Annotated in this window: 11 protein-coding genes; 8 read left to right on the forward strand and 3 right to left on the reverse strand. The window is 46.3% G+C overall.

The genetic code is table 11. The annotated features are described in order from the left end of the window. Nucleotides 1-690 carry a response regulator transcription factor RprY gene (gene rprY / locus AC060N_RS01695; RefSeq protein WP_106541310.1) on the forward strand — a complete coding sequence of 230 codons (690 nt, stop codon included), beginning with the start codon at nt 1-3 and terminating at the stop codon, nt 688-690. Nucleotides 691-772: 82 nt separating this feature from the next. Here the strand turns inward: rprY and lepA are convergent, their stop codons facing one another. After that, entirely contained in the window at nt 773-2,560 is a 1,788-nt protein-coding gene (gene lepA, locus AC060N_RS01700) for a translation elongation factor 4 (RefSeq protein ID WP_479525617.1), read from the reverse strand. Nucleotides 2,561-2,911: 351 nt separating this feature from the next. Between lepA and AC060N_RS01705 the strand changes: the two genes are divergently transcribed. From AC060N_RS01705 to AC060N_RS01725, 5 genes are all read left to right on the forward strand, one after another. Beyond that, nucleotides 2,912-3,631, forward strand: coding sequence for a glycosyltransferase (locus AC060N_RS01705; RefSeq protein WP_463233389.1), 720 nt, complete (start codon nt 2,912-2,914; stop codon nt 3,629-3,631). Beyond that, the gene (locus tag AC060N_RS01710; protein ID WP_479525618.1) at nt 3,631-4,308 is read left to right on the forward strand and encodes a lipid-A-disaccharide synthase N-terminal domain-containing protein; all 678 of its coding nucleotides are present in this window, start codon (nt 3,631-3,633) and stop codon (nt 4,306-4,308) included. The genes AC060N_RS01705 and AC060N_RS01710 overlap by 1 nt, the downstream gene beginning before the upstream one ends. Beyond that, entirely contained in the window at nt 4,305-5,957 is a 1,653-nt protein-coding gene (locus AC060N_RS01715) for an ArnT family glycosyltransferase (RefSeq protein ID WP_479525619.1), read from the forward strand. Before AC060N_RS01710 ends, AC060N_RS01715 begins: the two co-directional genes overlap by 4 nt. Next, a complete protein-coding gene (locus AC060N_RS01720; RefSeq protein ID WP_479525620.1) occupies nt 5,957-6,925 on the forward strand; it encodes a GDP-mannose 4,6-dehydratase in 969 nt (322 codons plus the stop codon). The genes AC060N_RS01715 and AC060N_RS01720 overlap by 1 nt, the downstream gene beginning before the upstream one ends. A gap of 90 nt (nt 6,926-7,015) precedes the next feature. Continuing rightward, nucleotides 7,016-7,894, forward strand: coding sequence for a cation diffusion facilitator family transporter (locus tag AC060N_RS01725; RefSeq protein ID WP_479525621.1), 879 nt, complete (start codon nt 7,016-7,018; stop codon nt 7,892-7,894). A gap of 6 nt (nt 7,895-7,900) precedes the next feature. Here the strand turns inward: AC060N_RS01725 and AC060N_RS01730 are convergent, their stop codons facing one another. Further along, entirely contained in the window at nt 7,901-9,064 is a 1,164-nt protein-coding gene (locus tag AC060N_RS01730) for a metallophosphoesterase (protein WP_479525622.1), read from the reverse strand. Between the two features lie 218 nt (nt 9,065-9,282). Between AC060N_RS01730 and AC060N_RS01735 the strand changes: the two genes are divergently transcribed. Both AC060N_RS01735 and AC060N_RS01740 read left to right on the forward strand, forming a co-directional pair. After that, on the forward strand, nt 9,283-9,777 hold the full coding sequence (locus AC060N_RS01735; RefSeq protein ID WP_479525623.1) for a DUF6452 family protein: 495 nt from the start codon (nt 9,283-9,285) through the stop codon (nt 9,775-9,777). Continuing rightward, nucleotides 9,728-10,546: a DUF6048 family protein gene (locus AC060N_RS01740; RefSeq protein ID WP_153641096.1), complete on the forward strand. Its 819-nt coding sequence runs from the start codon at nt 9,728-9,730 to the stop codon at nt 10,544-10,546. The genes AC060N_RS01735 and AC060N_RS01740 overlap by 50 nt, the downstream gene beginning before the upstream one ends. Nucleotides 10,547-10,730: 184 nt before the next feature. Here AC060N_RS01740 and AC060N_RS01745 read toward each other — a convergent pair whose 3' ends face one another. After that, entirely contained in the window at nt 10,731-11,906 is a 1,176-nt protein-coding gene (locus AC060N_RS01745; protein ID WP_479525624.1) for an alkaline phosphatase, read from the reverse strand. Nucleotides 11,907-11,915: the final 9 nt, after the last annotated feature.

The raw sequence follows: 11,915 nt of genomic DNA on the forward strand, positions 1-11,915 counted from the left end.
ATGGAAAAAAAGACTAGAATTCTCCTGGCTGAGGATGACGAAAACCTGGGGCTGTTGTTGAAAGAATACTTGATAGCCAAAGGTTTCGACACCGAGCTTTATCCCGATGGCGAAGCAGCCTATCAGGGATTTATGAAGAGCCAGTTTAACCTTTGTATTCTTGATGTGATGATGCCCAAAAAAGACGGCTTCTCGCTGGCAAGAGACATTCGTATGGTGAACACCGATATTCCGGTGATTTTCCTTACGGCGAAGAACATGAAGGAGGATGTGTTGGAAGGTTTTAAACTGGGTGCTGATGATTACCTGACAAAACCATTCAGCATGGAAGAGTTGATCTTCCGTATCGAAGCAATCCTTCGTCGAACCGAAGGAGAAGGGCAGGAAGGAAACCAGGAGGTTTTCAAACTAGGAAAGTACACCTTCGATTCGCAGAAACAAACGCTTACCGATGGTAAGGAAACGCAGAAGCTGACGACCAAGGAAAGTGAATTGTTGCGTTTGCTTTGCGTGAATGTGAACAAGGTATTGGAGCGTAACTTCGCGTTGAAAACTATCTGGGTAGACGATAATTATTTCAATGCCCGCAGTATGGACGTGTATATTACGAAGCTACGTAAGCACCTGAAGGATGATCCGGGTGTCGAAATTATCAATGTTCACGGCAAGGGGTATAAACTGATTGTGTAAAATATTCGTGCAAGAACTTTAATCAACAAAAAGCCCGGATCCTGATTAAGGAATCTGGGCTTCGTATTTTGCAGAAATATTTTTAATCGAGTTTGAGAACGGCCAGGAAGGCTTTCTGTGGCACTTCCACGTTACCTACCTGTTTCATCCGCTTTTTACCCTTCTTCTGTTTCTCCAGCAGTTTCCGCTTACGCGAAATATCACCTCCGTAACATTTGGCTGTTACATCTTTCCGAACGGCTTTTACCGTTTCGCGCGCAATAATCTTAGCGCCAATAGCGGCCTGAATGGCCACATCGAATTGCTGGCGCGGAATCAACTCCTTCAGCTTTTCGCAGATGCGTCGCCCAAAGTTGTATGCGTTATCGAAGTGAATGAGCGTTGAAAGCGCATCCACCGGCTCGCTGTTTAGCAAAATATCCAGTTTTATCAGCTTCGCTGAACGGTACCCAGTGATGTGGTAATCGAATGAAGCGTAGCCTTTGGAAATACTCTTCAGCTTATCGTAAAAATCGAAAACGATCTCACCGAGTGGCATATCGAAAGTGAGTTCAACCCGGTCGGCGGTCAGATAGTCCTGCTTTTTCAAAATGCCCCGCTTCTCCAAACAAAGTGTCATGATAGGACCAATGAAGTCGGACTTACTGATGACTTGCGCCCTGATAAAGGGTTCTTCGATATCTTCAATCAAAGTAGTTTCAGGCATCCCGGATGGGTTATAAACGTCCAATACTTCGCCATCCTTGGTGTGAACGTGATAGGAAACGTTGGGTACCGTAGTAATCACATTCATATCGAATTCGCGATCGAGACGTTCCTGCACAATTTCCATGTGGAGAAGCCCGAGGAATCCGCATCGGAAACCGAAGCCTAGTGCTGCAGAAGATTCGGGCTGGAAGGTAAGTGATGCGTCGTTTAGCTGCAGCTTTTCCATGGCTGTCCGCAGGTCCTCGTAATCGTCGCTGTCGATTGGATAGATACCGGCAAAAACCATTGGCTTCACTTCCTCGAAACCGGCAATGGCTTTCTCACAGGGATTCTTTACGTGTGTGATGGTATCACCGACTTTTACCTCGCGCGCTGTTTTTATTCCGGAAATGATGTAACCTACGTCGCCGGCACTCAATTCATCGCGAGGATTCATTTTCAGTTTCAGCACACCAATTTCATCGGCCTGGTACTGTTTGCCGGTTGCCACAAATTTCACCAAATCGTTGGTGTGGATGGTTCCGTTGGTAACTTTGAAATAAGCGATAACACCGCGGAATGAGTTAAAGACTGAGTCGAAAATGAGGCATTGCAAGGGTGCGTCCGGGTCACCAACGGGAGGCGGAACATCTTTTACAATGCGCGTAAGAATTTCGCCAACGCCTTCTCCTGTTTTCCCCGATGCCCTGATAATATCTTCGCGTTCACAACCCAGCAAATCGATGATTTGGTCTTCCACTACTTCCGGCATGGCATTCGGTAAGTCCATCTTGTTCATTACCGGAATGATTTCCAAATCGTGCTCGAGTGCCAGATACAGGTTCGATATGGTTTGCGCCTGAATTCCCTGCGTAGAATCGATAATTAACAAGGCTCCTTCGCAGGCCGCGATGGAACGGGAAACTTCGTAGGAGAAGTCGACGTGCCCGGGAGTATCAATCAGGTTGAGCGTGTATTTTTGTCCTTCCTGCAGATAGTTCATCTGGATGGCATGACTCTTAATGGTAATTCCCCTTTCCTGCTCCAAATCCATATTGTCGAGCACCTGCTGTTTCATCTCCCGTTGGGTGACGGTTTGCGTCATTTCCAGGAGACGGTCGGCTAATGTGCTTTTACCGTGGTCAATGTGGGCAATAATACAAAAGTTCCTGATGTTATTCATGGGCAAATTATATCTTATGTCCTGATTTTCTTATTCTAAAAGTCTATTCCAAAGTCACGCAAAGATATTCAATTTTTGATAACGAGTGGGAAAAATTCACGGTCATTGTCAGATGGATATTTGGCGGATATATGCTATCTTTCAACGCTTTTATCTGCTTGATTTCCTTTTGGAAAAACAGTTGATTTCAAGGTTTTACAACAGCATGATTTTTTCGGACCGGACAGATCATCTAAATTTATCGATTAAGCAGTCGCGCAATAATTGATGTGCCTGATAATATTTTAACTTTGAACCGCCAAATCCGGAATAGTTGAAACGGTTTTCCTGTTCCGGTCGAATTATACAGAAATGAAGGAAAATAATATTCTGACCGTCGTTGTCCCCGTTTATAACGAGGAGAGTAACATGGACCGGCTGGAAAAAGAACTTTCTGCTTTTGCCGGGATTTCTTCGGTGCCGACACGTATTTTGTTCGTCAACGATGGTTCCACCGATACCAGTCAGCAACAACTGGAAGCGATGTGCGGGCGCCACGAAGCGTTCTCATTTATTCAGTTTCGCGAAAATTGTGGACTGAGTGCAGCCATCAAAGCCGGAATCGATCACGCAGAAACCCCTTTGGTGGGATACATCGATGCCGATTTGCAAACGTCGCCGGAGGACTTCAACAAGTTGCTGCCTTTTGCAGATGATTTTGCCCTGGTAACTGGAATACGCGTTGACCGGAAAGACAGTTTTGTGAAGAAGCTGTCGTCGAAACTGGCCAATAGCATTCGTCGTTCCATTACACACGACGGCGCTACAGATACCGGTTGTCCGTTGAAAATTATGCAAACCCCGGTGGCCCGGAAGATTCCCTTTTTCGATGGGATGCACCGTTTTCTTCCGGCATTGATTCAACTCGAAGGCGGAACCGTGAAGGAAGTTCCGGTTCGTCATTTCCCGAGGGTGGCTGGCGAGTCGAAATTCCATTTGTGGAATCGACTGGGAGGTCCGTTGAAGGATTTGTTTGCTTACAGCTGGATGAAAAACCGGTATATCCGTTACGATATTAAGAAGCGCGGTTGATGAGAGATAACTTCCTGGTATATGGTGTAGGTTTCCTGGCACAGATCCTTTTCTCGGGCCGGATGATTATTCAGTGGTTTCGCTCCGAAAAAGCGGGCAAACCATTGTCGCCTACTATTTTCTGGCAGCTCAGCCTTTTCGCGTCTATGTTGCTGTTCGTTTACGGCGTACTTCGGAAGGATTTTGCGATCGTGCTTGGTCAGCTGCTGGTTTATTTTATTTACATCCGAAACCTGCAATTGAAAAACCGATGGAAAACCATTCCGTTGGTGTTGCGGTGGGTGTTTTATGTTTTGCCGGCTTTCAGTCTCGGATACCTTTTTTCCGGGGCACCGAATAATATCCGTGAAATACTTGGAAACGAAAATGTATCGTTCGGCTTGTTGCTTTGGGGTAGCGCCGGGCAGTTAATATTTACTTTCCGGTTTGTGTATCAATGGATCGATTCCGAGCGACAAAACGAATCGGTATTGTCCAACACATTTTGGATTATCAGCCTGGCGGGCTCGTTGATGATATTCAGCTACGCCGTTTTTCGCCTCGACCCGGTGTTATTCCTCGGACAATTAACCGGAGCATTTGTCTATTCACGTAATTTATTGCTGGGGTTAAATCATCCCGGATTTTTAAGTCCGGTCATCCGGAAAGTGGCCGCACGATTAAAGAAACGATCATGAGCAGAGAGAACCGTCAACTTCTGGCATTGCTGGTAATTACTTTTTTCGCCTTTGTGATTCATAACGGCGTATTGGACGCCAACATCATGGAGGCCCGAAACCTGGTAACTGCCCGCGAGATTTTGCAGACACACAATTGGTTAGTTCCTACTATGAATGGTGTGTTGCGCCTGGAGAAACCGCCGTTGCCAACATGGATAGCAGCCTTTATGATGCATATTTTCGGACAGGACAGCCTGGCGATCCTGCGTATTCCTGCTGCCCTTTCTGCTATGTTGTTGGTTTTCTTCCTGTATAAATTGACGAAAGAACTGACGCGCGACGAACACCTTCCCTTGCTGGCCGGTGGAACCGTTGCAACCAGTTTCTATATATTTTTCATGGCGCGAACCATTACCTGGGACATCTTCTGTCACAGTTTTATGTTGGGCGCCATCTGGATGCTATATCGCGGCTGGAACCGAAAGGAAAAAGCCTGGAAGGAGTTTACGTGGGCAGGCATACTGATGGGGCTTTCGTTCCTGAGTAAAGGCCCGGTTTCGTTCTTTGCGTTACTGTTGCCATTTCTTATTGCATTTTTCGTCGCTTATGGTTTTAGCGGTGTAAAGTTGCAATGGAAACCTTTGATGGTCGCTTTGGGAATTTTGCTTGTGTTTAGTACGTGGTGGCCGTTATATATCTATTTCCTGCATCCCGAATTTTCTACGTATGTGGCCGAAAAAGAGTCGGCTGCCTGGATGAACCGGAGTGTGCATCCGTGGTATCACTACTGGAGCTTCCCGGTGCAAGCAGGAATATGGGCACTACCGGCTGCTGCCGCCGTAATTATCCCGTATGCACGGAAGAAAATCGGACAGTTCGGCAACTACAAGTTTTTGGCGCTTTGGGTTTGGGCAGCGGTTATTCTGCTTTCCTCATTTCCTGAAAAGAAAGAGCGTTACCTAATGCCGGTTCTGATTCCGCTGGCGTTGATAACGGCCTATTATTTCCGTTATCTGATGCACGCTTTCAAAGAGAAGGAGCACACCAAAGCTGATGCTATTCTATATTCCATACAGGGATACCTGGTAGGTTTGGTTAGTTTTGCTTTGCCGTTGGCGGTGATGTATCATAACCACCGGTTTAACGACGGCTTATCGCTTGGTTTGCAGATAATCATCCTGGTTGTTTTCTGGGCCATTGGCGGATATGTGGTAAGAAGTACCTACCGAAAAAAGGCGTTCCGACTGTGGAGTGGAACGGTAGTTATGATTATGGCATTTTGCCTGCTGGTGATTCCCTCGGCGCGTAACTTCTTCCAGAAAAACCCCGATTACCGGCCTTATAACGATTTGCGCCACATGGAGAAAGTGCAAAATATGCCTTTCTATTTCAATGGCCCCGTACCCGGAAAATTCATTCAGGTGGTTTGGAGCAGCGGGCATCTGATTCAGTACTGGGATACGTCGAATGCGACCGGAACACCGGTTGTTACGCCGCTGGTGGTGATGACACACGAACCTCCCGAGGACGTTTTCAACGAAAGTTTTAAGGAGAAGTACGATTTTGAGTCGTTGGGACATTACGATCTCGACATGAAGAAAAAAGATGGAATTAAAATATTCTCGAATTATGTGACTATAATTCGGATGAAACAAGATACACCGTAATGCAAACTGTTTTAGTGACCGGATGTGCCGGCTTCATCGGTTCACATCTTTGTGAAAGTCTTTTGAATAAAGGATTCCGGGTAATCGGAATCGACAATTTTGACCCGTTTTACAGCCGGGTAGTAAAAGAGCGAAACCTGGTTAGCTTCATCGGGCAACCTTATTGCTCGTTTGCCGAGTTGGATTTGGCCAATAAAAATGATCTGTCCACTTTTTTGAAAGATAAATCTCCGGATATTATCGTGCACTTGGCCGGAAAAGCTGGCGTACGGCCGTCGATTGAAGATCCCGCGGGTTACATCCGGGCTAATATCACAGCGACGCAGAATATTCTCGATATCATGAAGGAAAAAGGTATCCGGAAAATGGCCTTCGCTTCGTCATCGTCGGTGTATGGGAATTGTCCGGAAACACCGTTCCGTGAAGATATGGACGTTTCTAATCCGGTTTCGCCTTACGCTTTTACCAAGAAAAGTTGCGAACTCATCAACTACACCTACCATCACCTTTATCAACTGGATATTGTTAATATGCGGTTTTTCACGGTTTTTGGCCCGCGGCAGCGTCCCGATTTGGCCATTCACAAGTTTACCCGGTTGCTTCGGAATAATGAGCCTATTCCCATGTTTGGCGATGGAGGAACAGCCCGTGATTACACATATGTAGCAGATACGGTTGCCGGCATCGAGTCGGCGATTGACTATTTGCTGAAGAATGAAAATGTGTACGAAACCGTGAATTTGGGAAATAACCATCCGGTGCTGCTCCGCGATATGATTCAAACGATTGCTGAGGAAGCCGGTGTTGAGCCCGTTATTAATCAGCTCCCCATGCAGGATGGTGACGTGAATATCACGTATGCCGACATCTCGAGGGCGAAAGAGTTGCTGGGCTATCAGCCGAAAACGTCATTCCGCGAAGGCATTAAGAAATTCCTTATGTGGTACGACGAGATGCATAGCGCGTAATTTAGAACACAACCACCTTTTGTTTACTCGGATTTTAGGCCTGAATCTTTTAGCTTTGATGCTTTATTAAAGAGAAACTTACCAAAGCTTATGAGACCGAAGAATACCAGAATGATCGTTAAGGCCGGATGGGTCTCGATTATCGTAAATCTGGTGCTGTTTGCCTTGAAGTATTGGGCCGGTATTGTATCCGGGTCGATTGCTATTGTTGCGGATGCATGGCATACGCTCTCCGATTCGGTCTCTTCTATCATTGTTATTTTCGGTGCAACACTGGCCGGTAAGCCTGCCGATGACGAGCATCCGTTCGGCCACGGTCGTGCTGAGCACATCGCCGCCGTGATTATTGGGGTGTTGTTGGCTATTATCTCGTTTGAGTTCCTGCTGCAATCGGTCGATCGACTCCGATCGCACACAGCTGTGCACTACGGAATGGTTGCGAAAGTTGTAACGGTTGTTTCGATTTTGGCTAAAGAAGGCCTGGCTCAATATGCTTTTGGGGTGGGGCGAAAAGCTCGATCGTCAGTACTAAAAGCCGATGGCTGGCATCATCGCTCCGATGCATTGTCTTCTGTCATAATTCTGGTCGGTATTTTCCTCGGTGGTTATTTCTGGTGGATCGATGGTGTACTTGGAATTTTGGTCGCCATATTGATTGCGTATACCGCCTACGAAGTAATGAAGAATGATTTCAGTCTGTTGCTTGGTGAGAGTGCCGATCCTACAATGATTGGCCAAATCAGGGAGTTGGTCCGGCAAAATGTCGACCGGGAAGTGTTTCCCCATCATTTCCACATGCACCGCTATGGACATCACACTGAGCTAAGCTGCCATATTAAATTGCCTCCGGAGATGACACTGGATGAAGCCCATCATATCTGTTCTGTCATCGAAGAAGCCATCGAAAAGGAATTGGGTATCATAACGACCATCCATCCGGAGCCGCTTCCCATGACCTACGACGACTAATTTTGTTTATAATTTTGCCGTTTCCGGTTGAAAGTGAAGATTGAAAACCACAACTTCCGGTGTGTTTCCGATGCGAACCGGCGGTCCCCATGAACCAAATCCGGAAGAAACATAGATGTTGGTTTTATCTTTTTTCAGAAATCCCCAGCTGTCTTCGAAAATGGCTTCTGTAACGTAATTGAGTGGCCACATTTGCCCGTCGTGGGTGTGTCCCGAAAGGTGTAAATCAACACCGGCTTCGGCAACCTCTTCCAGGTTGAATGGTTGGTGGTTCATCACAATCACCGGTTTGCTCATGTCCACATCTTTCAGTAATTCCGGTAGTTCCTTTCTTCCGCCATCACGATTGCGTGCCGACAAATCATCGCGCCCGACAATCTGAACGCCGTTGGGAAGCGTAATCACCTGATCGCGCAGCACGTTGATGTTGATGCTTTCCAGGTAGGGTAAGGTTTCTTTTATCCCACCAATGTATTCATGGTTTCCCGGAATAGCGTACATGCCCATCGGCGGCTTGATTTCCTGCAAATGTTTTCCCAGGTGTTTTCGCAATACGGGAGCAATATCGCCATCCACCATATCTCCGCAAAGGAGAACCAGATCGGGCTTTTGCTGATTAATGATGTCGACAAGCTTTTGTTCGCGGCGTTCACCAATCAGTGCTCCGAGGTGAATGTCGGAAGCCATCAGCACTTTCATATCCGGGGAACCGGTAACACTTTTGGGTATGGTAATCGAGAATTGCTTGACCCGCGTATTCAGGGCATTGAGGTGTCCGAAGAAAACCACCAGGGCTACCAATGAAAAAACAACAACGCCGGTCCACAGCCTGAGTTGGTCCGGGTTGCTTTTTAGCACAGCCGGAACGATATGAAAAAATTTATCCAACAACCGGATGATGTCGATGAAAAGAACAGCAATAAACAGGTAGAGCATGAACGAGAGCCAGAAAGCTCCTATCCGGTAAACCCACTCACCGGCCAGGCTGGAATGTGTGTGCTCCAGTATTTCACCAACGATAAAAGTGGAAGCGATAACCCAGAAAAGAATTTTGTATATCGTTTTAAAATTTCCGGTCGCCTGGAAGGCCATTAATCCGTGAACATAGATATAATAATTGACCAGAAAGTAGACTAAAATGACGGTTCCGAAGAAAATGGCAAACTGCATGTTTCGCATATTTAAAGTAGATTGTCGTTCAATGTATGACAGCTGACAGGACAATTGATGCTTTTCTGTCGCAATGGAATTAACGAAAATAACCTTTTTTTGTTGATGATAAGCCAATTGTTTCTGGTTTACGCTTTTTCAATCTGACATCTTGCTTCATGCTTGTTTCCTCTCATTTTGTTTATATTTGTCAGGCAAGCGGAAACCCGTATCCGGATATGAAAAAATACATTTTACCTTTACTTGTGGTGCTTCTGGCAATTGTCGTCGTTTCGTGTAGCGAGGCGGACAGGTGCTATGATTCCACAGATACTTATCTCATGGCCAAATTCATCGACAGTGATTCAACGACGATTGACTCGCTGATGATTTGGGGTGTTGCTAAAAGTGATACCGGATGGGTGCGCGATACGCTGCCTTCCATATCCAAGCGTTATCCTTTACCGCTTTCGCTTGAACATGATTCCACTGCGTTTGTGTTGTTCGTGAATGGAGAAGCTGACACACTGTTCATTTATCACACCATGCAAATGAAACTGGTATCGGAGGCGTGCGGCTTTGCACCCTATTACAACTTAAAAGGTTTCTCATATACGTCCCGAATCGACTCGGTGAATATTTCGGACCCCTCAGTGGGCCCAACATCTATTGAAAAGCCCAATAATGAGCAAAATATTACTGTATATTTCAATTTGCCTGCTAACACTCAGTAGCCCGCTGAAAGCACTGGCTCAGGAGAAACAGAATGCGGATGTTTGGCGTGTCGAAGGCCCCCGTATCGGAGTCGATCTCTCGCGGTTTGCATCCACGTACCTGCAATCGGCCGACCGTTGGGGTTGGGAATTGCAGGGAGATATTCCTGTTAAGGGATATTGGTTTCCTACGGTTGAAGTGGGTATGATGGGGTTGAATGATCGTCGGGATAATTTCCACTACCAGGCGAATGGTGTTTATGGCCGGTTGGGAACCGATTTCAATATTTTGCGCTACCGAAATCTCGAAGACGGAGATTTGGTGTTTGTCGGTTTGCGTTACGGTTACTCCCGTTTCACTCAACAGGCCGATGATGTCAAGTATTCCAATTTCTGGGGCGATTATAACACATCCATTCCGAAAAGAAATATGAATGCTCATTGGGGCGAGTTCGTGTTCGGGATGAAAGGGGAGATTTTTAAGAATTTTTTCCTCGGATGGTCTGTTCGCGTGAAATTCATGGTGAGCGAAACCAAGGATCCGAATATGTCGCCCTATATCGTACCCGGATTCGGGAAAACCAACGTGGATATTCCGATGGATTTTTCATACGGTATTTACTACCGGATTCCGTTGTGGAGAACGAAGAAAATGCCGAAAGCACCCAAGATGGAAGGGGCTAAGCATATCGACGAATCAGCTACGCCAGACAACAACAACCAGAATAATAATCAGCAGAATGGCAGCAACTTCAGGAATCTCCGGGGTGGGCAGTCAGGAGGATTTTAATCAATCCTTCAGTCATGTATGAACGCTGAGTAACCTGATTTTTTATTCGAAGAAGCATGGCTTCATTCCAAATAGGAGTGGTTTCAAACATTAGGTTGCAACAATAACCCCGCTATTGGTCGTAATTAAAAAAGGGAAACACAGTGGTTTCCCTTCTAAAATAACCAGAAATTGGTTAGTGCAGTTACAGATCCAATAGATCTTTAATTTTTTTCTGAATATCGGTGTTTTCCATCATTCCGGTAAATTGCTCAGCGCCCGGTCCAAAAGCATATACCGGAACCATAATTCCTGTATGGTGCCCTGTGGTATATTCACCAACAACTTTCCCGGTTGCCATGTCGCCTTCGTTGATGGACATTCCGCCGGTTTCGTGGTCGGCTGTCACGATGATCAATGTCTCACCATCTTGCGCCGCATGTTTGAGTGCAGCTCCAATGGCCTGATCGAAGTCGAGCATTTCCTCTACTACGTAAGGCGTTTTGTTGGCGTGGCCGCCCCAGTCGATCTGGCTTCCTTCAATCATGATGAAATAACCTTTCTTGTTTTGGGACAAGATATTCAGTGCGGTATTAGTCGATTGAACCAGCATATTGCCACGTTCGGGTTCAGCGGGATTGTGAATCGGTGCCGTGAGCCCGGCCAGTTTACCCGATGTTACCTGGCTGATATTATCCATGTTGTACAAAACCTGGTAGCCGTCTTTTCTCAACTCATCACTCAGGTTCCGGCCGTCTTTACGCTTCTCAAAATGGTCGACGCCACCACCGATAAAAACGTCGATGCCGCTGTTGATAAAATCGGCAGCAATGGCTTCATACATATTTCGCGAAGGCTGATGAGCGATAAATGACGCCGGGGTGGCGTGCGTAATTGCCGATGTCGAAACGAGCCCGGTTTCCAAACCTTTCTTTTCAGCCAGTTCACGGATGTTGACAATCGGCTGTTTTTGCGGATCTACGCCAATTGCACCGTTGTATGTTTTTTCGCCACAAGCCAGGGCTGTTCCCCCGGCAGCTGAATCGGTGATGTAATTATCGGAAGAATAGGTTTTTGAAAAACCAATGTGTTTGAAATTTTCCAGGTAAAGGTGACCGCCGTTGGCTGTAAGTCCGGCATAAACCTGGGCGAGTCCCATGCCGTCGCCAATCATCAGGATCACATTCTTCGGACGTTTTTTACGGGTACTTTGCTGATAATGTTTTACCGGATAGAAGTCACCACCCACATAAGCTTCCTGCAACTTCCGGTTGGCCGGATCCATATACTCATTCTGTGCACAACCGGCAAATGTAAATCCGCCAATGATGATACCAATCAAAAAGGCATAGCGGATGTTTTTCATAAGAAGGTTTCTCATTACTTGATG

This window comes from Prolixibacter sp. DSM 2831 (assembly GCF_056493735.1).